Raw genomic sequence first — 23969 nt, 5'->3', positions numbered from 1 at the left:
ACCCCCAGAGCCGGAATCTAAACAACTGCTATTCAATATTTTGAACCTGTTCCTTCATTTTTTCCAATAAACTCTTTATTTCTACGACTTCAGCAGCTATATCTGCACTATTTGCCTTGGAGCCGATCGTATTGGCCTCCCGGTTCATTTCCTGCAGAATAAAGTCGAGCTTTCTGCCTGCCGGATCTGTAAGCTGAAGTGTATGCTCAAACTGGCTTATATGGCTTTGCAGCCTTATCAGTTCTTCACTGATATCCGCTTTATCAGCGAATACTGCTACCTCTGTCAAAATTCTGGATTCATCCACCTGGCCATCAAGAAATTCCTTCATACGCTTATGCAATCTTTCCTGGTATAGCTGAGCAACCTTTGGCGCATACTCTCTCAGTTTGCTGACACTATTGCTTAAAAGACTAAGATGGCTGCGAAGATCTCTTTCCAGCTCATCGCCCTCTGCTTTCCTCATTTGCATTAACTGCAGGCATGCCTCTTCAGCAGCAGAAAGGACCAGCTGGCTCATTTCCTCATTGCCGGACTCTTTCTCTTCAATGCCAATTAATTCTTCACGAATGACATCCCCGATGGATAATTCCGATTGAATTTGATACTTTGCTTGAATTGCAGTTATGTATTGATAATATTCATCTAATAGTTCCCAGTCAACATTTACTTTCCTGCTGGCCAGGACATCACCGTCAACGGTGATAAAAACCTCGATTCTTCCTCTTTTGATATGCCTATTAAGCTTTTTCTTTATTTTGTCTTCAATATGCATCAGCTGTCTGGGCATTCTTATTTGAAATTCGGAAAAACGATGATTTACAGTTTTGATTTCAACCGTAATGGAGCCTTGCCCGGAATCTTTCTTGCTTCTGCCATAACCAGTCATGCTTACTGCCATTTCTCACACTTCCTTTTGGGAAAAGCACAGCTTATAAAAGCACTTACTTTCAGTTAGCGGCATGGTGCCTGTGCAGTTTATGTATAAAAATCAAGTAGTGATGGAGATTTATATGTTTGCGCAAAAAAGAAAGGTAATAGAGTTCTTCTCTACTACCTAAAGGATTATAACATATTTTATTTTGTTTTTCTTGCCAAAAATGTGCCTGCCAGTAAAAATGTTGGAATGGCTGAGAGTCCTGTGATCATAAACCAGTCGCGCAATTCAATAGGGACCGTGTGGAAAATTGGCTGAAGCGGCGGATAGTATATGACAATCAGCACTAAAACCAGGGAAGAGATGACTGCCCAGACTAAATATTTATTGCCAAATGGATTTCTTGAGAACACGGATTTTTCACTGCGGCAATCAAATACATGGATCAGCTGAGCCATTACCAATGTGGCAAACGCTACTGTCTGTGCGTATGCAAGATGATCCGGATTTGCCCGGTAGGCAAAAATAAACGCAAGTAATGTCACAAGGCCAATTAAAAATCCCCTTGAAACCACTTTCCAGCCAAGCCCTCTTGAAAAGACACCTTCCTTAGGGCTCCTTGGTTTCCGCTTCATCACATTCTCCTCAGGCTGATCAAGGCCCAGAGCCATTGCCGGAAGTCCATCCGTTACGAGGTTCACCCAGAGAATCTGAATGGGCACTAACGGCAGTGGAAGGGCTAGAAGCATAGCAAACAGCATAACCAGAATCTCGCCAACATTTGATGCAAGCAAATACCTGATAAACTTGCGGATATTTTCGTATATATTTCTTCCTTCTTTTATCGCGGCTTTTATGGTAGCAAAATTATCATCCAGCAATACAAGTGCAGATGCCTCTTTAGCCACATCTGTGCCTGTAATGCCCATTGAAATGCCAATATCTGCTGCTTTAATGGCCGGAGCATCATTGACTCCATCACCTGTCATGGCAACGATATGACCTCTATTCTGGAGAGCCTTGACAATTTTCAATTTATGCTCAGGTGATACTCTGGCAAATACTGCGACATCCTCAACCACATCTTCAAGGTCTTCTACAGACATCTCTGCCAGGTCTTTCCCCTGAAGTACTTTTGAACCTTCTGTTAAAATGCCTAACTGTTTGGCAATAGCCTGTGCTGTAATCACATGATCTCCTGTGATCATGATCGTTTTGATTCCTGCTTCCCTGCATTCCCTGACTGCTTCTTTAACCTCCGGCCTTGGCGGATCAATCATCCCCTGCAGCCCGATAAAAGTTAATCCCTTCTCCGCCTCTTTTTCATCAAGAATGACATTTTTAGATGGGATTTCTTTATAACCAATCGCGATCGTTCTCAATGCTTGTGAAGCCAGATCTTCTATGGCTGCCTGAATTTCACCTGAAAGCTCTCTCGAAAGAATCTGCCGCCTTCCCTCCCAAAGAACCGATTCGCTTTTCCCGACTAAGACATCGGGAGCACCTTTGGTAACAATAAATTGTCTTCCATTATGATCCTTTACCACAACACTCATCATTTTTCTGGCAGAGTCAAACGGAAACTCATTAATAATCTGAAATTGATTCAGCAGACTGCTTCTGTTATAGCCAGCTTTCATGGCTGCTACAAGGAGAGCACCTTCAGTTGGGTCCCCGTCAATCACAAACTCATTATTTTTCTGCTGTATTTCCGCATGGTTGCATAGCATGCCAAACATCAGCATCTGCTGGAGGGCTTTATCACTTTTCGGCTCAATTTGGCTCTCATTTCGATAAAACTGCCCTTGCGGTTCATACCCGACTCCGTCTACTCTCCATTCTTTCCCTCCGCTCCAGAGATGGGTGACGGTCATTTTGTTTTGAGTCATGGTTCCGGTTTTGTCTGAACAAATAACAGACGCACAGCCAAGTGTTTCAACTGCAGGAAGTTTCCGTACGATTGCCTTTTTCCTGATCATTCTTTGAACACCAAGCGAGAGCGCCACCGTGACAATGGCAGGCAGCCCTTCGGGAATTGCCGCAACAGCCAATGAGACACCAGCAAGGAACATTGTATATAATTCCTGTCCCTGCATCACACCTGCCGCAACAACGAGAACTGTAAGGAATATCGCTGCCGTAATGAGAATTTTGCCGAGCTGTTCCAATCTCCGCTGAAGCGGTGTTGTCATGGTTTCGGCATTTTGCAGAAGATCAGCAATTTGTCCCATAGCGGTATTCATCCCTGTACCGACAACCACACCCAATCCATTGCCGCGGGTCACCATTGTACCCATAAAAGCCATATTTTCCATATCTCCAATAGCGAGGTTAGGCGTTTTCAGGGATCCGGTCCTCTTTTGAACAGGCAGCGACTCTCCCGTTAGGGCAGACTCTTCAATTTCAAGGCTATTGGATTCTACTATTCTTACATCTGCACCAACTCTATCACCCGTGGAAAATTTAAGCAGGTCCCCGACTGCCACTTCTTTGGAAGGGATTTTCTTCCACTCTCTATCTCGAAGAGCAATTACCTGGGGAGCGGATAACTCTTTAAGTGCACTCAGAGACTTTTCCGCTTTCCTTTCCTGAAAAAAGCCCAGAAACCCATTTATGACTACAATCGCAATAATGGCAATCGCATCAATATATTCACCAAGCAGCCCCGAAATCAAGGTGGCAGCTAATAAAACAAGAACCATGAAATCTTTAAATTGACTAAAAAATAAGAGTAAAGCAGACTGCTTTTCTCCCTCTTTCAATTCATTAAAGCCATATTGTTTGTGGCGTTTTTTTACATCATCCTCTGTTAAGCCTGCCTTAATGTCTGTATTTAAGGCCTGCTCAACCTCCCTTTCATTCATTTCATGAAACTTCATCCGGACATCACACTTCCTCCTTTGTGGTTTGAGAAAAGCCATGAGTGCCTCCGGTGCAGGAATAAACCCAAAAAGAATCCCCGAAGCACTAACAGCCAGACTTTAAAGGGAATCCGCCAGATGGCAGACTATCCTCTTCTGCTAAAACAAGGCAGAGTTGTCCAATCTCACTCTAAAGAAAGCATATTCAGCCCTGTCCAAAAAAATGCTATTATTAATAAGAAAAGCGGAAGCGCCTTGCCCACCCCCGACAAGCACAAGACGGGGCTCCCGGAAAGGCGTCCTTTGCCTTTTTGGGAGGTCCTGCTTGTGACCTCGAGGGGGTAGGCGCTGGAGCTAGACAGCTTTAGAAAAGCGGAAGGCGCCCGCTTATCGGCGACAAGCATAAGACGAGCCGACATGAAGGTTGTTTTTTAACCTTCTTGGCGGATTGGCTTATGACCTCGAGCCGATGGTGCCTGGAGCTAGACAATATTAGAAAAGCGGAAGGCGCCCGCTTATAAAGGAACGCAGACTAAAACCGCCACGTCCTCCTAAAAGCTACCGCTTTTGGTCGTGCGATGTATCGCTGCCGTAGCGTTCCTTGTCCTGTGGCAACGTCTGTATGACCCGCATCCTCCCAAAAGCTGTCGCTTTCGGTCGTGCGATGTTTATGCTGACGAAGCCTTCCTTGTCCTGCGGGCCTCAAGCATAAGACGAGCCGATAGCGACTGAAATAGAAAAACCAAGCAGTAAAACTTGATTTTTATTTAATAAATGAAAGAATAATGTATATCTAATGTAATTTTTATAGAAGAGGATGTTCCGATATGTCATTTGATGGTTTGTTCACAAGAGCTATGACGAAAGAGCTCATAGATACTTTAAAGGGCGGCAGAATCAATAAGATTCAGCAGCCATATAAAAATGAAATCATTTTAGTTGTGCGGGCAAATGGGAAGAATCACAGGCTTTTGCTGTCAGCCCATCCAAGCTATGCGAGAGTCCAGCTGACGAATGAAACACACGAAAACCCTTCAGAACCGCCGATGTTCTGCATGCTTTTAAGAAAGCACCTGGAAGGCTACATACTTGAAGATGTCCATCAAATCGGGCTTGACCGTATAATCGTGTTCGAGGTGAAAGGCAGGAATGAGATTGGCGATACATCCTATAAACAGCTGATTGTTGAGATTATGGGCAGGCACAGCAATATTACACTGGTGGATAAATCCCGCAACATCATTCTCGACAGCATCAAACATGTTTCTTTTGCCGTTAATAGCCATCGTGCGATTTTGCCCGGACAGGAGTACATACTCCCTCCATCTCAGGATAAAATGAATCCCTTCGAGGCAGATGAAGAAGTTATACTGCGTAAAATTGATTTTAACAGCGGGAAAGTTGATAAACAGCTTGTGGCGGGTTTCTCCGGAATCTCACCGCTTTTTGCCAAAGAAGTGATACACCATGCAGGTCTAGTAAACAGGACAACTGTTCCTAAGAGTTTCCAGCATTTTATCGACTTGCTGAAAGACCATAGATTAAGGCCGGCTATTACCGAAGGGGAAAATAAAGAAAGCTTTTATTTATTGCCCCTTCAGCATCTAAAAGGGGAAAGCCGGGAGTTTAATTCCCTGAGTGAAATGCTGGAACGCTTTTATTTTGGCAAAGCCGAAAGAGACCGGGTCAAACAGCAATCCAATGATCTTGAACGGTTTATAGTAAATGAGAAAGAAAAGAATGAAAAGAAAATTGAAAAGCTGAAAAGAACTCTTCATGAAGCGGAAAATGCCGATAAACATCAATTATATGGGGAATTGATCACGGCAAATATTTATGCGATTCAAAAGGGTATGAAGGAAGCGGAAGTCGTCAATTATTACGATGAAAATAGCGCTTCAGTGACGATTCCTTTGGATCCTCAAAAGACTCCTTCGGAGAATGCACAAAAGTATTTTACAAGATACCAAAAAGCAAAGAATGCCGTAATTGCAGTAAAAGAGCAAATTAAAAAAGCAGAAGAGGAAGCGGCATACTTCGAGTCTCTTCTTCAGCAAGTCGAAACGGCTTCAACAAGAGACATTTCCGAAATTAGAGAAGAGCTTGCAGAAGGCGGTTATATTCGTGAAAGGCAGAAACGGGGAAACAAGAAACAGCAAAACCTAAAGCCTGTTTTGGACCGTTATACCGCCACTGACGGAACGGAAATTCTAGTCGGGAAAAACAACAAGCAAAATGACTATTTAACGAACAAATTAGCTGGAAGGGATGAAATCTGGCTGCATACCAAAGATATCCCCGGTTCACATGTGGTGATTCGAAGCAAGGAACCGGCAGAAGACACAATTCTTGAAGCTGCATCCCTCGCAGCTTACTTCAGCAAGGCCCGCAATTCCAGTTCCGTACCCGTTGACTTCACCCAAGTCAGGCACGTGAAAAAGCCAAGCGGCGCTAAACCTGGATTTGTTATATATGACAATCAGCAGACTGTTTACGTTACACCTGATGAAGAAACGGTTCTGTCCTTAAAACAAAATCTTTAAATAAATGAAAAAAGCAAGCTCCGATGCTTGCTTTTTTTCATTTGACTAAACCTGAGATACTTTTCCCCACTCAGCAGGGTCTTTTCGCCATTCAATCAGCTTGTTCATATCCTCTTCCTGGATAAAGCCCTTTTCCACAGCTACTTCTGTGAGAGCTTCAATATCAGTCAGAGTATATGCTTTGATGTTCTCTTCAGCCAGCATTTCTTTTCCTTTTTCAAGCTGGTATGTGAAGATGGCCGCCACACCCAGCACCTCACAGCCTGCTTCTCTTAAAGCTTTGACAGCAGTAATGGCACTTCCACCTGTTGAGATCAGGTCTTCTACAACAACAACCTTCTGGCCTTTATTTGCTTGACCTTCAATTTGCTTTCCTTTTCCATGTCCCTTTGCCTTGGAACGAACATAGCACATTGGCAGTTCCATATTGCCACTGACCCAGGCTGCATGAGGAATGCCCGCTGTGGCAGTCCCGGCAATTAGTTCTGCTTCAGGAAATTTATTTAGAATGATAGCCTGAAGACCGGCAGCAATTTCTTTTCTGACTTCAGGATAAGACAGTGTCAGACGGTTATCACAATAAATTGGGGCACGCAGTCCTGAAGACCAAGTAAACGGATCGTTTGGGTTTAATGCTACAGCCTTTATATCCAGTAATTTTTCTGCAATTTTATGCTTCATTCAGAACACCCTCCCAGGATTGTTTGCATTGAATATACTTTTCGAAAGGATTTTCCGCTCTGGTAATCGACCGTCCCACCACAATGGCAGAAGCTCCTTCTTTTCTCGCGAATTCTGGTGTGGCCACTCTCTTCTGATCTCCATTATCGTCTGATGACAGGCGTATTCCCGGTGTTACAGTCAGAAAGGCAGAGCCTATTTTTGAACCTATCGCCCTTGCCTCAAAGCTTGAACAAACCACACCATCAAGTCCCGCTTCTTTGGCAAGATTGGCATAATGAAGAACAGATTCGTTTAATGAAACAGCGATTAATTGGTCAGATCTCATTTGCTGTTCCGATGTGCTTGTCAGCTGTGTCACCGCAATACAAGATGGCCTTTTTCCGGTGCTGCCTGCTTCTAGTCCTTCACATGCTGCTTCCATCATGGCTTTTCCTCCTGCGGCATGCACATTAACCATATCGCAGCCAAGCCCGGCAAGACGTTTCATTGCACTTTGTACTGTATTCGGAATATCATGAAGCTTGAGATCAAGGAAAATATTGTGCCCTTGTTCTTTTAAATCGTAAACAATGGAAGGTCCCTCCTGGTAAAACAACTCCATGCCGACCTTAAGAAATAACTTTTCATTTTCAAAGTTTTTCAGAAAATGATGAACTTCCTGTTTTCCTGGAAAATCAAGAGCAATAATGAGCGGATTTTTCAAGTTTCTTCCAGCTCCTTCCTGTGCATTCTGAAATATGTTCATAACCCAGCTTTCCAATAAGTTCCGGCAGTTCACCGATAATTTTCGGACACACAAAAGGATCTACGAAGTTAGCTGTTCCAACCGCTACTGCACTTGCCCCTGCGTAGAAGTATTCGATGACATCCTCAGCAGATTCAATTCCTCCCATGCCGATGATCGGAAGGGATACCTGCTGGCTCACTTCATAGATCATCCGGAGTGCGACTGGCTTAATGGCTGGCCCTGAAAGACCGCCTGATTTGTTTGCCAGAATAGGCTTGCCGGTTTTCAGATCGATTCTCATGCCGACAAGCGTGTTGATCATCGTTAAACCATCAGCTCCGCCATCTTCTGCTGCTTTAGCCATTTCTACAATATTTGTGACATTTGGTGAAAGCTTCACATAGACAGGTACCTCAGAAACCTCTTTTACTTTTTTCGTTAAGTTTTTTGCAATTTCCGGAATAGTGCCGAATGCTATTCCGCCTGTTTTCACATTCGGGCATGAGATGTTGAGTTCAAGTGCATGTACATTCCGGCTTGCAGAAATTTTCCTGGCAACCGCCATATAATCTTCTTCCTGCGAACCGGCTACATTGGCAATGATCGGGACATCGTATTGTTCAAGCCATACAAGCTCTTCATTTACCACTTTATCCAGGCCGGGATTCTGCAGCCCGATTGCATTTAGCATACCTGCAGATGTCTCAGCCACTCTTGGTGTTGGATTTCCAAATCGGGGCTCTAAAGTCGTCGCCTTTATCATGATTGCGCCCAATTGGCTCAATTCATAAAGCTGGCTGAATTCCCTGCCGAAGCCAAAGCATCCTGATGCAGGCATGATTGGATTTTTTAACTCCAGCCCAGGCAGACTGACGTTTAATGAATTCATAGAACTACCTCCCCTGCTTTAAAGACCGGTCCGTCACTGCAGATTTTTTTATAACTGTATCCTTCAGGGTCATTCCCTGTATGGCAGACACATGCAAAACATGCCCCGATGCCGCATCCCATTCGTTCTTCCAATGACAGGAATACCTTTTTATGAGGGAATTGATTTTCAAGCGCCTTCAGCATCGGTGTAGGGCCGCAGGAATATAAAACATCGAAATCAATATTCAACCGATTAATAACATCTGTAACAAAGCCTTTCGTTCCTGCGCTTCCATCAGCTGTGGCAAGGCAGGTCTCGCCCAGCCGGGCAAACTTTTCCTCATAAAATACCGCGCCGGCCGATTGAAATCCCAGGACGTGAATTACCTTAACGCCGCGGTTTACAAGCTGATTGGACAGTTCATATAAAGGGGGGACTCCGATTCCTCCCCCTACAAGAAGGGCCGTCTCTCCCCGGCCAGCTTCACTGATCGGAAACCCATTTCCAAGCGGTCCCAGTACATCAGTGAAATCACCAGGTTTTTTTTCTGAAAGCAATGCCGTTCCTCTGCCTTCAGCACGGTAAATCATTTTAAACTGGCTTTCATCAGGTAAAATTTCTGCAATGCTGATTGGCCTTCTCAGCATTGGATCATAGCCCTCTGATATTTTCAAATGGACGAATTGCCCGGGCTCTTTCATTTCATGAACAAGCTCACCTTGAAGGGTGAGCTCGTAAATGTTTTCGGCCAGTTTAATTTGTGATATGACTTTACATTGTTCCTGTCTGATCAAGATAAAACCGCCTCCCGGACTTCCTCTGGCTTATCCATCGCGTCTGCTGAAAAATTCATTGATTCGATTACTTGAAGAATTGCTTCTGCCGTATCAAGTGAGGTTAGACATGGCACCCCATTTTCCACTGATTCACGGCGGATGCGGAAGCCATCTCTTGCAGGCTGTTTCCCTTTTGTTAAAGTATTAATAACAAATTGCGCTTCGCCATTTTTTATGACATCCAGAAGGTTAGGCCCTGCTGAGCCGATTTTTCCAGTTACTTTTACAGGTATGCCTTCAGTTTTCAGGAATAAAGCCGTTCCGCTTGTCGCCATTAGCCTGTAGCCGATGGATACAAATCTTTTTGCCAGCTGCAGAGCTTCTTCCTTATCCTTGTCGGCGACAGTCATTAGAACAGTTCCAAACGGCTGGATTTTCATGCCGGAAGCAACAAGACCTTTATAAAGGGCTTTTTCAAGCGTGGAATCTTTCCCCATAACTTCACCGGTTGACTTCATTTCAGGCCCTAAAGTGATGTCTACTCTTCTTAATTTCGCGAAAGAGAACACCGGCACTTTTACGAACACGCCTTTTCTCTCCGGAACAAGGCCGGATCCAAAGCCCTGCTGAGCAAGAGTTTGGCCCATGATAACCTTTGTGGCGATTTTAGCCATTGGCACATTTGTAATCTTGCTCAAGAACGGAACTGTCCGGCTTGAACGCGGATTGACTTCCAGAACATATACTTCCCCTTTAGCCACTACATACTGGATATTTAGCAGACCTATAATGCCAAGGCCTTTAGCCATCTTCTCCGTATACTCAACAAGCTTGTCTTTGATTGCTTCTGAAACATTTTGCGGAGGATAGACCGCAATAGAATCACCTGAGTGAACTCCTGCTCTTTCTATATGCTCCATGATGCCCGGTATGAGTACATTTTCCCCATCCGAGATAGCGTCCACTTCAATTTCCTTCCCAGTCAAATATCGGTCAATTAATACGGGATGCTCCGGGTTTACTTTTACGGCATTTTCCATATAGTATAGAAGCTCATCTTCTTTATAAACGATCTCCATGGCTCTTCCGCCAAGTACATATGATGGACGGACGACCACTGGATATCCGATTTCACCGGCAATTTCTACTGCCTGCTCCACCGACAGGGCAGTCTTTCCTTTAGGCATCGGGATGCCAAGCTCTGCAAGAGCTTGCTCAAATTTATCCCGGTCTTCTGCCCGGTCTAAGCTTTCAAGCGAAGTTCCCAGAATTTTTACGCCTCTTTCTACCAGATCTGCTGCAAGATTAATAGCGGTTTGTCCGCCAAATTGTACAACTACACCTTCCGGTTTCTGAAGATCGATAATGTGCATCACATCTTCAATCGTTAGCGGCTCAAAATAGAGCTTATCGGAGATGCTAAAGTCAGTAGAGACTGTTTCAGGATTATTATTAATGATGATTGCTTCATATCCTGCTTCCTTGATGGCCCATACCGCGTGAACAGTTGAATAATCAAACTCCACTCCCTGCCCGATCCGGATTGGCCCTGAGCCCAGAACGACAACACTTTTGCGGCCGGACACTTCTGATTCGTTCTCATCTTCATAAGTTCCATAGAAATACGGAGTTTCCGATTCAAATTCCGCTGCACATGTATCAACCATTTTGTAAACCGGTACAATCGCATGTTCTTTTCTCCAGCTGTATACTTCCAACTCATTTGAATCCCACAGCCTGGCAATTACCAGATCGGCAAAGCCCATTTCCTTTGCAGCTTTCCCTGTTTCAGGGTCAAAAGGATTTTCAGTTAGTACATTCTCAAAATCTATGATTTTCTTAATCTTATAAAGGAAGAATAAATCAATTTTGCTCCATTCATGAATCGTCTCGATAGTGACTCCCCTTCTGATGGCTTCACCGATATAAAACAGGCGTTCATCTCCTGCTTTACGGATTCGCTTTTCGATCAATTCATCAGAAATTTTACCGGCATCCTTCAGCTCAAGATGATAAATGTTTGCTTCAAGTGAACGTACTGCTTTCAGGAGAGATTCTTCAAATGTCCGTCCTATCGCCATTACTTCACCTGTAGCCTTCATTTGGGTGCCAAGCGAACGGTTTGCAGATTCGAACTTATCAAACGGCCAGCGCGGGATTTTTGAGACAATATAATCCAATGCCGGTTCAAAGCAGGCATATGTTTTCCCTGTCACAGGATTCATCATTTCATCAAGTGTCAGCCCTACCGCTATCTTGGCTGCCAATTTGGCAATCGGATAACCTGTTGCCTTTGATGCCAGCGCAGATGAACGGCTTACACGCGGGTTAACTTCGATGATGTAATAATTGAAGCTATCCGGATCAAGCGCCAGCTGCACGTTGCATCCACCTTCAATCTCGAGGGCGCGGATAATTTTTAATGAGGTGTTTCTAAGCAGCTGATACTCACGATCACTCAAAGTTTGGCTGGGGGCTACAACGATTGAATCTCCTGTGTGGACCCCTACAGGATCAAAGTTTTCCATATTGCAGACAACAATCGCATTGTCATTGGAGTCCCGCATCACTTCATACTCAATTTCCTTGAAACCCGCAATGCTCTTTTCAAGCAAACACTGTGTAACAGGGCTATTCTTTAAGCCGCTTGTCACAATTTCTATCAGCTCTTCTTCATCATGGCAGATGCCCCCGCCTGTTCCCCCCAATGTAAAAGCAGGGCGTACAATGACCGGATAGCCAATCCTGTTTACAAATTCATATGCTTCATCCAGGTTATGAATAATTTCACTTTCAGGCACTGGTTCGCCAAGCTCATTCATCAAGTTTCTGAAAAGGTCCCGGTCTTCCGCCTTTTGGATAGCAGACAATTTTGTACCGAGGATTTCAACCCCGCATTCTTCCAAAACACCTGATTCAGCAAGCTCTACTGCCAGGTTTAATCCTGTCTGTCCCCCAAGAGTTGGAACGAGCGCATCAGGCCGTTCTTTCCGGATAATGCGGCTGACGAATTCCAGCGTAAGCGGCTCTATATATACCGCGTCAGCAATCTCGGTATCTGTCATAATAGTGGCAGGATTTGAGTTTACAAGAATTACGCGGTATCCTTCCTCTTTCAAAGCAATGCAAGCCTGTGTTCCAGCATAATCAAACTCTGCTGCCTGCCCGATGACAATTGGTCCTGAACCGATTACTAAAATGCTTTTTATATCTGTACGCTTTGGCATGCTGCAGCACCTTCCTCTTTATGTGATTCAATCATTTGCAAGAATTGTTCAAATAATCCGTTTGCATCCTCAGGTCCCGGTGAAGCTTCAGGATGATATTGCACAGTGAATGCAGGGACTTCTTTATGCTTTAAGCCTTCAATTGTTCCATCGTTTAAGGCGATATGTGTTACTTCAAGCGGAGTACCAGTAATTGAATTTTCTTCTACTGAGTATCCATGGTTTTGAGATGTTAAAGCGACTTTTCCGGTTTGCAGATCTTTCACCGGATGGTTTGAACCGCGATGGCCGAATTTCAGTTTTTCTGTATTGGCACCGCAAGCAAGGGCAAAAAGCTGATGTCCCAGACAAATTCCGAAAATCGGTACATTTCCCAGCAGTCCTTTAATCATTGTGATGGCTTCCGGAACATCTTTCGGGTCTCCAGGGCCATTTGAAAGCATAACACCATCCGGGCTCATGCTGAGTATTTCTTCAGCTGCTGTGTTATAAGGCACAACAATCACATCACAACCCCGTTTGTTCAATTCTCTTAAGATTCCGTGTTTCATGCCGAAATCTACAAGGACTACCCTTCTGCCGCGGCCAGGGCTTGGATATGGTGTCTTAGTTGAGACTTGCTTAACCTGATCGTTTCGCAGCTTGGTTGCCCTCAGTTTTTCAATGATCACTTCCGGGTTTTCACTTATGCTGCAAATAGCACCTTTCAGCGTACCATGCTGCCTGATAATTCTTGTTAATTTTCTTGTATCGATGCCAGCAATTCCAGGGATGTTTTTCATCTTAAAATATTCTTCAATCGATTGTTCATTTCTCCAGTTTGAAGGAAACTCGCACGCTTCTTTCACAATAAAACCGGAGATTGCCGGGGAGATCGATTCAAAATCGTCTCTGTTTATCCCATAATTTCCGATTAAGGGGTATGTCAAGGTTACGATTTGGCCGCAGTAGGATGGGTCAGACAGGATTTCCTGATAACCCGTCATTCCTGTATTGAATACTACTTCTCCTATCGAATTCGTATCACTTCCGAATCCCTTTCCAATAAAAATTGTTCCGTCTTCCAGAATCAGCTGTTTTTTCATGCTTTTACACTCCCTCTGTTCCAAACAATTTTTCCGCCTGCTATTGTCACTACCGGCCAGCCTTTACAATCCCAGCCAGTAAATGGCGTGTTTTTCCCTTTTGATAAGAACTGAGCTGGATCAATCTTTTCCTGACGGTTCAGGTCAAGCAGGACAAGATCTGCTATTTCACCAGCTTCCAATTTTCCTGATTGAATGCCGAATGCCTCTGCTGGCTTGATTGTTAAGTAATCAATCAGCTGCTTTAGTGTGAATATCCCCTTCTCAACGAATTGGGTGTAAAGAAGCGGAAAGGCAGTTTCAAGTCCGACAATCCCAAAAGGCGCCAGTGCCATCCCCTCTTCTTTTTCTGCTGCTGTATGTGGTGCATGGTCGGTGGCGATAAAGTCTATTGTGCCATCCTGCAATCCTTCGATTAAGGCAGCTCTGTCATCTGCTCCTCTTAATGGAGGATTCATTTTAAATTTAGCATCCAGACCCGGGATATCCTCTTCACATAGAAGGAGATGATGAGGTGTCACCTCGGCTGTTACCTTGATGCCTGCCCGCTTTGCATCTCTTACCACCCTGACAGACTCTTTCGTGCTGATGTGGCAGACATGATAATGGCAGCCGGCAGCTTCGGCAAGAAGAACATCCCTTGCGATTTGCACTGATTCACAGACAGAAGGAATACCATTTAAACCGTTCTCTTTAGCAAAAACTCCATCATGTACGGAACCTTTGTTAATGAGGGTATTTTCTTCGCAGTGCGCAACTATCGGCATGCTGATCTCTGCGGCATTTCTCATTGCCTCAAGCATCATGGCTGCTGATTGCACTCCTACTCCATCATCTGTAAAAGCAAACGCCCCAGCTTCCTTCAAAGCTTTAAAATCTGTTAATTCCTGGCCAAGCTCACGGATTGTAATCGATGCATAAGGCAGAACCTTGACCGCCGCAGTCTCATCAATACGGCTGTTCAATTTTTCAAGCTGTTCTTTTGTATCAGGTACCGGCCGGGTATTCGGCATCGCAGCAACCGTTGTGAAACCGCCTTTAGCAGCTGCTCTTGTGCCAGTTTCGATTGTTTCTTTTTTTTCGCCGCCTGGTTCACGCAAGTGGACGTGCAGGTCTATAAAACCTGGAGCAACCAGCAATCCTTCTGCATCAATCACTTCCTGTGCCTCTCTCCCCACACCTGCACCTATCTCAGCGATTTTTCCTGACTTTATGTAAATGTCCGTTTTTTCAAAGTTCCCTTTCTTAGTAAGCAACTGGCCATTTTTTATCAATGTTGACATGTTTAGCTCCCCCTTCAATATGTTCAATTGATCGTTTTAATACAGCCATTCGGATGTACACACCATTTTGCATCTGCTTGAAGATCCTGGAGCGCCCGCATTCCACTAAACAATCTGCTATTTCAACACCCCGATTTACAGGTGCCGGATGCATTATAATGCTGCTTGGCTTCATTGTTCTTTCACGTTCTTCTGTAAGGCCGTATGCCAGGTGGTATTCTTCAGCCGTTTGGTCAGCTTTCGATTCATGCCGCTCATGCTGTATTCTCAGGAGCATGACAACATCAGAAGTTTCCATAGCTGTGTCAACATCTTCATACATTCCATTCTCAAGCAATTCTTCATTAAACCATTCTTTTGGACCTGAAAAAACAACCTTCGCACCGAGCCTGACAAGTGCATCTGCGTTGGACCTTGCGACACGGCTATGTGCGATATCACCGATGATGGCTACTTTTAATCCTTCAAAGGATCCGAATTCCTGTTTAATCGTCAGCAGATCCAGCAGTGATTGTGTTGGATGGTGCCCGCAGCCATCCCCTGCATTCAGGATGGACACACCGCTTTTGTCTGCCAATTCGTCAAAGTAGCGATCCTCGCTATGGCGGATGACGACTGCGTGCACACCGATCGCTTCCAGTGTTTTGACTGTGTCGTATAATGACTCACCCTTGGATACACTTGATGTGCTGACTTCAAAAGGAATTATGTCCAGTCCAAGCCGCCTTTCAGCCACTTCAAAGCTGCATTTAGTTCTTGTGCTATTCTCAAAGAAAAGGTTTGCGACAAAAACCTTTCGTTCAGGGGTCCATGTTCCGCCGTTTAAAAAATATTGCGCATCTTCAAGAATTTTATTGATTTCTTTAATTTCCAACTCTGAGGTAGTGAGCAAATGTTTCATTTTTTATCCTCCTCTTCAAAAAAAGCACCCTGCCGATTTGGTCAGGGTGCTGCAAAGTTGAGGCAGCCGGATATACGGATACACTGATACCGTATAGCCAGGTTTGCCGCCAACACCCTTTTAAGCCTCTCGGGACTTAGTTAAAAAGCATTAAGCTACATTATTTTTTTTTTCGTTTTCTGTTTCAAAAATATCTTCCTTAGTCTCTTCCCTGCCAGGGAGAATCAGGTTCAGGAGAACCCCGCTGATTGCTGCCAGTGCCATTCCTTCCAGTTTGAATGCCCAAATCTCGATATGAGCTCCCCCAATTCCCAGGACAAGGATGACTGATGAGATAACCAGATTGCGGTTGTTTCCAAAATCCACTTTGCTGTCAACCAGCATTCTTAATCCTGATGAAGCGATGATCCCGAACAGCAGGATCGATACGCCGCCCATTACTGGAGTAGGGATCGAGCTGATCAGTGCTGTCACCTTGCCAATGAATCCGAAGATGATGGCAATGACTGCAGCCCCCGCAAGTACATAGACACTGTAAATTTTCGTGATGGCGAGTACACCAATGTTTTCACCGTAAGTTGTCTTTGGCGGACCCCCGATTAATGCCGAGATCATTGTTCCTGTTCCATCAGCAAGGATGGAGCGGTGAAGACCCGGTTCTTTAATGTAATCTTTTCCAACTACTTTTCCAAGGACAAGCTGATGGCCGATATGTTCAGAGATTGTCACAACAGCTACCGGAATCATTAGAAGCGCAAGATCCAGAGTTATCCTCACTTCATAATCTGCGAACGGGAATAAGAATTCCGGCATTTCGAACCAGGCTGCCTGCTGTACAAGAGAGAAGTCGATCAGGCCCACAGCCAGTGAGTAAACATAGCCGATGATGATCCCTGCCAGAATCGGCACCATACTGAGCATACCTTTTGCATAGATGGAAAAGATGATTGTTGCACCTAAAGTGATAAGCGCTGCTGAGAAATGCAGCATGCTGTATTCACCAGTTTCAGGATTGTTCATAGCCATTCCGACTGCTGTCCCTGCTAATGCCAATCCGATTACAATGATCACAGGTCCTACCACAATTGGCGGTAGCAAATTCATAATCCAGCGGTAGCCTGCTTTTTTGATGATCAGGGCTACTGCCCCATACACAAGTCCAGCCATGAAGCTGCCGATCATGGCAGCACCCGGACCTCCGGCAGCTTTGGCAGCTAGGATCGGGGCAATGAATGCGAAAGATGAACCAAGGTATGCCGGCACCTGCCATTTTGTAATGATTAGAAAGGCTATCGTTGCCAGTCCGCTTGAGATTAGCGCAATGGCAGGATTTAATCCTACTAAGTATGGTACAAGTATAGTGGCTCCGAACATTGCGAATAAATGCTGTAAACTTAATGTCAGCCAATGGGCTGGTTTTGGAACATCCTTTATATCTAAAATAGGCTTATTCATTACGATCTCTCCTCTGCATTTTATTAAAAAACCCTCTTTGCAGGAGTGCAAAGAGGGTGCAAGAGCACAGCAAAAGACAGACCGATTCTGCTGTGTTCCCCTTTGCCAGCCTCTCTGGACTGCATTTAAAAGGGCTATTTAATTTTCAAATATACTTACCTGGTCGTTTTCATCCACTTCCTTCAGCTCGACGACAATTTTTTCCGAACTGGAGGTTGGAATGTTCTTTCCTACATAATCAGCTCTTATCGGAAGCTCTCTATGGCCGCGGTCCACAAGGACTGCAAGCTGAATCTGAGATGGCCTCCCAATATCGATCAGCGCATCAAGGGCAGCTCTAACTGTTCTTCCTGTATAAAGAACATCATCGATCAGGATCACCTTCTGATCGTTAATATCTTTTGGAACATCGGAGCCTTTGACAAGCGGCTCCTGATTTTCAGTCTTTTTCGTAAGATCATCTCTATAGAGAGTGATATCAAGTTCGCCTACATCAATTTTGGCTCCCTCGATTTGTTCAATTCTTTCCGCCAGGCGGTTCGCCAGGTAAATCCCCCTGGTCCGGATGCCAATCAGAATGCAATTTTCAATTCCTTTATTTTTCTCTATGATTTCATGAGCAATCCTTGTCAGCGCTCTCCTGATTGCCTGGTCATCCAAAACAATTGCTTTTTGCTGCGGCATCATGATCACCCCTATTATCAGATTTTATATACAAAAAACCCTCTCACCGATCAGGTGAGAGGGTAAACGACTTCTTTCTGCAGAATAAGGACATAATTCTCCTTATTCAATCCGTTTCCTTCCCAGCCTCACGGGACTGTTTTAAAGGACTTATTCAACTATAGTCATCATATAGCACAATTGGACAATTGTCAACGATTATTTGCCAGGTTCTCTTCTAGTTCCTTAAAATAAGCAGGTGCAGGTGCTTCAAATTCAAGGTACTCGCCAGAACGTGGATGTTCAAAGCCAAGAACGCCTGCATGAAGTGCCTGTCCTCCGATATCAAGTGTCTTTCTGGGACCGTATTTAGGATCTCCCGCCAGTGGATAGCCAATGTATTTCATATGAACCCGGATTTGATGTGTTCTTCCCGTTTCCAGCTGGCATTCCACCAGGGTGAAATCCCTGAAACGCTCAATGACCTGAAAATGTGTAACAGCATGTTTTCCATTGTCCACAACACTCATACTTTGACGATCTTTGGGATCACGGGCGATTGGCGCATCAATAGTACCGTAGTCGTGTGGAATAACTCCATGGACAATGGCCCGGTACTTACGTGTAACAGTTTTGTTCATCAGCTGGTTCACAAGACTCTCATGGGCCATATCATTCTTTGCAACCATAAGAAGTCCCGACGTATCTTTATCGATTCTATGAACTATTCCGGGCCTCATGACCCCATTAATTCCTGATAAGTCTTTGCAATGAGCCATAAGCCCATTTACAAGTGTTCCTGTTCCATGCCCGGCTGCAGGATGGACAACCATTCCTCTCGGTTTATTTACAACGAGGACATCCTGGTCCTCATAATAAATATCCAAATCCATTTCTTCAGGCACTACATCCAGTTCTTCTGGTTCAGGTATTGATATTTCAATTTTATCATTTGCGGAACATTTGTAATTAGTTTTAGGCTTTTGGCCATTCACTAAAACATTGCCATCCTTGATCCATTGCTGTACCTGAGTTCTTGACCAATCAGCATTTAATGTGGATAACACTTTATCTATTCTTTCTCCTGCCTGTTCATCAGGAATGATGTGTTCCATTTTCTCCATAAGATTTCTCCTTTTTCTTTGCTTCTCTCTCTTCAAGCAGCATCTGAATCATCAATAGTCCTACACCAATGACCAGCGCCGAGTCAGCAATATTGAAAACAGGAAAGTCATAGCCAAAAATATAAGTGTTTACGAAATCCACTACTTCTTTTCGAAATACCCTGTCAATAAAGTTTCCAATTGCCCCGCCCAGCATCAGGCCCAAAGAGACTCCAAGAAGCAATTTGCCTTTAGCTGCTTTTTGAATGTAATAAATGATACCAATTATGACAATAACGGTTATAACATAGAAAAACCACATTTGCCCCTGCAGGATGCCCCAGGCAGCGCCACGGTTGCGGTGCGATGTAATATAAAGAAAGTCCTCAATAACTTTAACACTTTCCCCTAATTCAAAGTTCTTTACAATCAGCCACTTAGTAAACTGATCAAGTGCAATAACGAACAATGCAATTATGTAATAAAACACAAAGGCAACCCCCATATCTCATATCATTACCTTTGCATTTTAGCACAATCTGAATAAAAAACACAGCACACGCTTAAACTCAGTGAAAAATAGACTTTCTGTAGAAATTCCCCAATCTGCTGCAATCCTCCATTGTTTTTAAAGTAGGAATCATCTGCAGCAAATCCTCCGGCAGCAGCTCACCCGAAATTTCACACTTGCCGAATTTTCCTGATTCAATTTTGGTGAGTGTTTGTTCAATATCATGCAGCTCTTCCAATAAAATAGGCTTTATCAACGGGGAACTGTTGCCTTCCATAAGCTTTTCCAATATTTCCTGTCTTGTATTACGGAGTTCTGTATATAGCCCTTCTGCTTTTGCATCCATGCTTTTTCCTCCGTTCTGAGATGTTTACTTTATTATTTTCTCGGAACGGAATTCAGACACGGACAAACTTTTAGCAAACGGCACAACATTTAGTGAAGGTGGAATTATTTATAAAAAGGATTTGAAGAAGTTAATGAAAAACAGCCCCCCAATATTTGAGGGACTGCCGGTATTTAAGCCAAGTGGCTATAATTATTTTTTACAACATCAGCACAGCGAGGGCAAAGCGTGTCATATCCTTCTGTCTTGCCAACTTCTGGAGTGACTGTCCAGCAGCGGTCGCATGTTTCGCCTTCTGCTTTGGAAACAACAATAGCAGTGTTTTCAAATTTAACGGCATTTTCAGGAGCATCTGAAAGGCTGCCTGCTACTTCGAATCCAGATACGATAAAGAGCTGCTGAAGACTTTCCTGAATTGAATCCAGAAGGCTCTTGGATTGATCGTTTACATAAAGGGTTACTTTAGCAGTAAGTGATTTGCCGATCACCTTCTCATTACGCGCTTCTTCCAATGCCTTAAGGACATCATTGCGAAGCTTCATGAATGCAGTCCATTTTTCTTCCAGCTGTTTAGCGTTCGGAAGCTCCGTATATTCAGGCATATCCGTTAATTGAACACTTTCTTCTTTCACATTCGGAATAAAGCTCCAAACCTCATCTGATGTATGGGAAAGAATAGGTGCAACAAGCTTCGTAAGAGCAATTAGGCTCTCATAAAGAACAGTTTGAATTGCACGGCGCTCTGCATTATCTTTTGCTTCAATATAAAGGACATCTTTAGCAAAATCAAGGTAGAATGCACTAAGGTCCAATGTACAGAAATTGTTCACAGCATGGTAGATGCTTGCAAATTCATAGCGATCATATGACTCACGGACGCTCTTGATAAGCTTGTTCAGCTTCACCAGCATAAACTGATCCACTTCACGCAGGTTCTCAAACGATACCAAGTCTGCTGCTGGATTAAAGTCATCCAGATTTCCAAGCAAAAAGCGGAAAGTATTGCGGATCTTTCTATACACTTCAGCAACCTGCTTCAGAATAGCATCAGATACCCGGACATCAGCCTGATAATCAACTGAAGCCACCCATAAGCGCAAAATGTCAGCTCCAAGCTGGTTCATTACTTTTGCCGGAACAACTACGTTACCGATGGATTTACTCATTTTTCTTCCTTCACCATCGAGTGTAAAACCGTGACTCAGCACTCCTTTGTAAGGCGCTTTCCCTGTAACTGCCACGGCAGTTGAAAGTGAAGAGTTAAACCAGCCTCGGTACTGGTCAGAACCTTCAAGGTATAAATCTGCAGGACGCTGTAAATCGTCGCGCTCTAAAAGAACTGCCTGGTGGGAAGAACCGGAATCAAACCAAACATCCATGATATCCGTTTCTTTTGTAAACTGGCCATTCGGGCTTCCGGTATGTGTAAACCCTTCAGGCAGCAATTCTTTCGCTTCTTTCTCGAACCAGATGTTTGAACCGTGTTCACGGAAAAGGTTTGATACATGTTCAATTGTCTCATCTGTGATAATTTCTTCGCCATTTTCCGCATAAAATACCGGAATAGGCACTCCCCATACACGCTGGCGGGAGATGCACCAATCTCCGCGATCCCGGACCATATTAAATAGTCTGGTCTCACCCCATGCAGGATACCAATTTGTTTCTTTAACAGCTTCCAGAAGTTCATTGCGGAAATCCTTAATGGATGCAAACCATTGGGCAGTAGCACGGAAAATAACAGGCTTTTTCGTTCTCCAGTCATGCGGATAAGAGTGAGTAATAAAAGTCAGTTTTAATAATGCTCCGGCTTCCTCAAGTTTCTCAGTAATCGGCTTATTGGCTGCATCATAGAATAACCCTTCAAACCCGGGAGCTTCATTTGTCATGTTTCCTTTATCATCTACCGGGCATAATACGTCAAGCCCGTACTTCATGCCGACTTGGAAATCATCTTCCCCATGTCCGGGAGCAGTATGAACACACCCTGTACCGGCATCAGTTGTAACATGTTCACCCAGCATGACAAGAGAATCACGGCCATAAAGGGGATGTTCAGCAACCACATTCTCAAGGTCAGTCCCCTTAACCGTCTGGACAACTTGATAACCTTCCCATTCGAACTCTTTAGCCACAGCTGCCAATAAATCTTCTGCAACCATAAACTTTTTGCCGTTTGCCTCAACTACAGTATAAGAAAGGTCAGGATGAACTGAAATTCCAAGGTTTGCCGGAATGGTCCATGGAGTTGTAGTCCAAATGACGATATGAGTATCTTGATCCAATACTTCTTTGCCATCTTTTACTTTAAATGCAACATAAATGGATGGCGAACGTTTGTCTTTATATTCAATTTCCGCTTCCGCCAAAGCAGATTCAGAAGATGGAGACCAATAAACAGGTTTTTTGCCTTTATAGATATAGCCTTTTTTTGCCATCTCCCCAAAAACTTTAATTTGCTGGGCTTCATACTCCGGCTTAAGTGTGATGTATGGGTTCTCCCAATCACCCCGGACACCTAAGCGCTTAAATTGTCCGCGCTGGCTGTCGATCTGCTCATATGCGTATTCTTCACATAACTCGCGGAACTCAGCAACACTCATTTCTTTACGCTTTACGCCTTTGTTTGTCAGCGCCTGCTCAATTGGCAGACCATGTGTATCCCAGCCAGGAACATAAGGAGCATTATAGCCAGTCATCGACTTAGAACGTACGATGAAATCCTTTAAGATCTTGTTCAGCGCATGGCCAATGTGGATGTCGCCATTTGCATATGGAGGGCCATCATGCAGAACAAACATCGGACGCCCTTTTGTCCGTTCCTGGACCTTTTCATAAATATTCATCTCTTCCCATTTCGCCTGGATTTCAGGTTCCCGCTTTGGAAGATTGCCGCGCATTGGGAATTCAGTTTTTGGCATTAATAAACTATCTTTGTAATCCATTCCTTTTCCTCCTGTTTGTAACTCATTAAATACCATGATAGCCAATGAGAGCTTAGAAAAACCTCGGGAAAATACAAAAAACCCTCTCATCCCAAAAAGGGACGAGAAGGTTTTATTCTCCCGCGGTACCACCCTTGTAGATGAAATATAATGAAATTTCATCCGCTCAAAGCATTCTTAACGTGAATGATCCGCCTTGGCCTACTGATTACTTAACGTTCGGCAAGGAACTCAAGGGTGATTTTCCAGCTTTGGCTTATACCCGGGCTTCCACCATCCCCGGCTCGCTTACAGAGTGAGTATACCGCTCTGAACATAAGCTATTTAAAAAGACTGTACTGTCCCTCTCATTGTTGATAAACATTGTATTTACTTTGTTTTAAAATTATATGCGATATTTCCAGCTTTCGTCAAGCCAGTGATTCTTCTTCTTCTCTTAATGATTTGAGTTCAGTAGAGTCCAGCTTATATTCCATTAAGTGATCCCAATCATCGTTATTCAGCATATCAAGCTGTGCTTCAACAAGCATTTTAAAGCGTGTTCGGAATACTTTGGACTGTTTCTTTAAATCTTCAATATCCAGTGCGATTTTTCTCGCTTTGGATAGGGATTCATTCACAATCCTGTCAGCATTTTTTTCAGCTTCTTTGATGATAAGCTTTGCTTCTTTGTGAGCATTGCGTTTTAATTCTTCTGCTGCTTCCTGTGCAACCACAATAGATTTATTAAGTGTTTCTTCAATTGTGGTAAAGTGGCCAATGCGGTCATTCGTTTCATTGAGCTTTTCTTCAAGCTCTTTTTTTTCCCGGATCAGGATTTCGTAGTCCTTTATGATTTGGTCTAGGAATTCGTTCACTTCATCTTCGTCATAACCTCGGAATCCTTTGCTGAATTCCTTGTTATGAATATCTAACGGTGTTAATGGCATGAGTGCCACCTCCCAGGTCTGTTGATCTTATGTAAATTGTATGAGCCTGCTGGTTCTATTTAATTATAGCAGACTCCGCTGTCTTTTGATTATTTATTCGACAGGTTGTTTCAAAATCCTTCAAATTTAAATTATTTCTTTTAACTGTCTTTTAATTGTTTTTGGCTTTTAAATGCAGCCCG

Annotated in this window: 18 protein-coding genes and 1 other annotated feature; of the genes, 1 reads left to right on the top strand and 17 read right to left on the bottom strand. The window is 43.9% G+C overall.

The genetic code is table 11. The features are described 5' to 3' along the window. Positions 1–28 precede the first annotated feature (28 nt). Positions 29–901 carry a YicC/YloC family endoribonuclease gene (locus BK139_RS00215; protein ID WP_076255687.1) on the bottom strand — a complete coding sequence of 291 codons (873 nt, stop codon included), beginning with the start codon at positions 899–901 and terminating at the stop codon, positions 29–31. 176 nt (positions 902–1077) lie between these two features. Further along, positions 1078–3756, bottom strand: a complete 2679-nt coding sequence (locus tag BK139_RS00210) for a calcium-translocating P-type ATPase, SERCA-type (RefSeq protein WP_076255685.1) — start codon at positions 3754–3756, stop codon at positions 1078–1080. 809 nt (positions 3757–4565) lie between these two features. Between BK139_RS00210 and BK139_RS00200 the strand changes: the two genes are divergently transcribed. After that, complete coding sequence (locus BK139_RS00200) at positions 4566–6281, top strand: Rqc2 family fibronectin-binding protein (RefSeq protein ID WP_076255681.1); 1716 nt, start codon at positions 4566–4568, stop codon at positions 6279–6281. Positions 6282–6326: 45 nt separating this feature from the next. Here BK139_RS00200 and pyrE read toward each other — a convergent pair whose 3' ends face one another. From pyrE to BK139_RS00125, 15 genes are all read right to left on the bottom strand, one after another. Then, the gene (pyrE, locus tag BK139_RS00195; protein ID WP_076255679.1) at positions 6327–6962 is read right to left on the bottom strand and encodes an orotate phosphoribosyltransferase; all 636 of its coding nucleotides are present in this window, start codon (positions 6960–6962) and stop codon (positions 6327–6329) included. After that, positions 6952–7668, bottom strand: a complete 717-nt coding sequence (gene pyrF, locus BK139_RS00190; protein WP_076255677.1) for an orotidine-5'-phosphate decarboxylase — start codon at positions 7666–7668, stop codon at positions 6952–6954. The genes pyrE and pyrF overlap by 11 nt, the downstream gene beginning before the upstream one ends. After that, positions 7640–8581, bottom strand: a complete 942-nt coding sequence (locus BK139_RS00185; RefSeq protein WP_076255674.1) for a dihydroorotate dehydrogenase — start codon at positions 8579–8581, stop codon at positions 7640–7642. The genes pyrF and BK139_RS00185 overlap by 29 nt, the downstream gene beginning before the upstream one ends. Then, positions 8578–9354, bottom strand: coding sequence for a dihydroorotate dehydrogenase electron transfer subunit (locus tag BK139_RS00180; protein WP_286147638.1), 777 nt, complete (start codon positions 9352–9354; stop codon positions 8578–8580). The genes BK139_RS00185 and BK139_RS00180 overlap by 4 nt, the downstream gene beginning before the upstream one ends. Further along, a complete protein-coding gene (gene carB, locus BK139_RS00175) occupies positions 9354–12566 on the bottom strand; it encodes a carbamoyl-phosphate synthase large subunit (RefSeq protein ID WP_076255670.1) in 3213 nt (1070 codons plus the stop codon). The genes BK139_RS00180 and carB overlap by 1 nt, the downstream gene beginning before the upstream one ends. Beyond that, positions 12545–13651 carry a carbamoyl phosphate synthase small subunit gene (locus BK139_RS00170; protein ID WP_076255668.1) on the bottom strand — a complete coding sequence of 369 codons (1107 nt, stop codon included), beginning with the start codon at positions 13649–13651 and terminating at the stop codon, positions 12545–12547. Before BK139_RS00170 ends, carB begins: the two co-directional genes overlap by 22 nt. After that, positions 13648–14934: a dihydroorotase gene (locus BK139_RS00165; protein WP_076255666.1), complete on the bottom strand. Its 1287-nt coding sequence runs from the start codon at positions 14932–14934 to the stop codon at positions 13648–13650. Before BK139_RS00165 ends, BK139_RS00170 begins: the two co-directional genes overlap by 4 nt. Next, positions 14897–15835, bottom strand: coding sequence for an aspartate carbamoyltransferase catalytic subunit (locus BK139_RS00160; RefSeq protein ID WP_076255664.1), 939 nt, complete (start codon positions 15833–15835; stop codon positions 14897–14899). The genes BK139_RS00165 and BK139_RS00160 overlap by 38 nt, the downstream gene beginning before the upstream one ends. Before the next feature lie 150 nt (positions 15836–15985). Next, positions 15986–17290 (bottom strand): solute carrier family 23 protein, encoded by a 1305-nt coding sequence (locus BK139_RS00155; protein ID WP_076255662.1) that lies wholly within the window; start codon positions 17288–17290, stop codon positions 15986–15988. Between the two features lie 138 nt (positions 17291–17428). Next, the gene (gene pyrR / locus BK139_RS00150) at positions 17429–17974 is read right to left on the bottom strand and encodes a bifunctional pyr operon transcriptional regulator/uracil phosphoribosyltransferase PyrR (protein WP_076255660.1); all 546 of its coding nucleotides are present in this window, start codon (positions 17972–17974) and stop codon (positions 17429–17431) included. A 191-nt stretch (positions 17975–18165) separates the two neighbouring features. Continuing rightward, positions 18166–19077 (bottom strand): RluA family pseudouridine synthase, encoded by a 912-nt coding sequence (locus BK139_RS00145; protein ID WP_076255658.1) that lies wholly within the window; start codon positions 19075–19077, stop codon positions 18166–18168. Continuing rightward, positions 19049–19546, bottom strand: a complete 498-nt coding sequence (gene lspA, locus BK139_RS00140) for a signal peptidase II (RefSeq protein WP_009330836.1) — start codon at positions 19544–19546, stop codon at positions 19049–19051. Before lspA ends, BK139_RS00145 begins: the two co-directional genes overlap by 29 nt. A 79-nt stretch (positions 19547–19625) precedes the next feature. Then, positions 19626–19913: a hypothetical protein gene (locus BK139_RS00135; RefSeq protein WP_076255655.1), complete on the bottom strand. Its 288-nt coding sequence runs from the start codon at positions 19911–19913 to the stop codon at positions 19626–19628. Positions 19914–20086: 173 nt separating this feature from the next. After that, the gene (ileS, locus tag BK139_RS00130) at positions 20087–22858 is read right to left on the bottom strand and encodes an isoleucine--tRNA ligase (protein WP_076255654.1); all 2772 of its coding nucleotides are present in this window, start codon (positions 22856–22858) and stop codon (positions 20087–20089) included. A gap of 94 nt (positions 22859–22952) precedes the next feature. Further along, positions 22953–23218 (bottom strand) — a binding site (T-box leader). Positions 23219–23268: 50 nt separating this feature from the next. Then, positions 23269–23787 carry a DivIVA domain-containing protein gene (locus BK139_RS00125; protein WP_035328829.1) on the bottom strand — a complete coding sequence of 173 codons (519 nt, stop codon included), beginning with the start codon at positions 23785–23787 and terminating at the stop codon, positions 23269–23271. Between the last annotated feature and the right edge of the window lie 182 nt (positions 23788–23969).

Source organism: Paenibacillus sp. FSL R5-0490, assembly GCF_001956215.1.
Lineage (GTDB): Bacteria > Bacillota > Bacilli > Bacillales > Cytobacillaceae > Cytobacillus.
This window is presented reverse-complemented; position numbering and strand designations above follow the sequence as displayed.

Bases quoted from the DNA above. Each gene is read 5' to 3' on its own strand.
- BK139_RS00215 (WP_076255687.1), bottom strand. From the start codon at position 901: ATGGCAGTAAGCATGACTGGTTATGGCAGAAGCAAGAAAGATTCCGGG.
- BK139_RS00210 (WP_076255685.1), bottom strand. From the start codon at position 3,756: ATGAAGTTTCATGAAATGAATGAAAGGGAGGTTGAGCAGGCCTTAAAT.
- BK139_RS00200 (WP_076255681.1), top strand. From the start codon at position 4,566: ATGTCATTTGATGGTTTGTTCACAAGAGCTATGACGAAAGAGCTCATA.
- pyrE (WP_076255679.1), bottom strand. From the start codon at position 6,962: ATGAAGCATAAAATTGCAGAAAAATTACTGGATATAAAGGCTGTAGCA.
- BK139_RS00185 (WP_076255674.1), bottom strand. From the start codon at position 8,581: ATGAATTCATTAAACGTCAGTCTGCCTGGGCTGGAGTTAAAAAATCCA.
- carB (WP_076255670.1), bottom strand. From the start codon at position 12,566: ATGCCAAAGCGTACAGATATAAAAAGCATTTTAGTAATCGGTTCAGGA.
- BK139_RS00170 (WP_076255668.1), bottom strand. From the start codon at position 13,651: ATGAAAAAACAGCTGATTCTGGAAGACGGAACAATTTTTATTGGAAAG.
- BK139_RS00165 (WP_076255666.1), bottom strand. From the start codon at position 14,934: ATGTCAACATTGATAAAAAATGGCCAGTTGCTTACTAAGAAAGGGAAC.
- BK139_RS00160 (WP_076255664.1), bottom strand. From the start codon at position 15,835: ATGAAACATTTGCTCACTACCTCAGAGTTGGAAATTAAAGAAATCAAT.
- BK139_RS00155 (WP_076255662.1), bottom strand. From the start codon at position 17,290: ATGAATAAGCCTATTTTAGATATAAAGGATGTTCCAAAACCAGCCCAT.
- pyrR (WP_076255660.1), bottom strand. From the start codon at position 17,974: ATGCCGCAGCAAAAAGCAATTGTTTTGGATGACCAGGCAATCAGGAGA.
- BK139_RS00145 (WP_076255658.1), bottom strand. From the start codon at position 19,077: ATGGAGAAAATGGAACACATCATTCCTGATGAACAGGCAGGAGAAAGA.
- BK139_RS00135 (WP_076255655.1), bottom strand. From the start codon at position 19,913: ATGGATGCAAAAGCAGAAGGGCTATATACAGAACTCCGTAATACAAGA.
- ileS (WP_076255654.1), bottom strand. From the start codon at position 22,858: ATGGATTACAAAGATAGTTTATTAATGCCAAAAACTGAATTCCCAATG.
- BK139_RS00125 (WP_035328829.1), bottom strand. From the start codon at position 23,787: ATGCCATTAACACCGTTAGATATTCATAACAAGGAATTCAGCAAAGGA.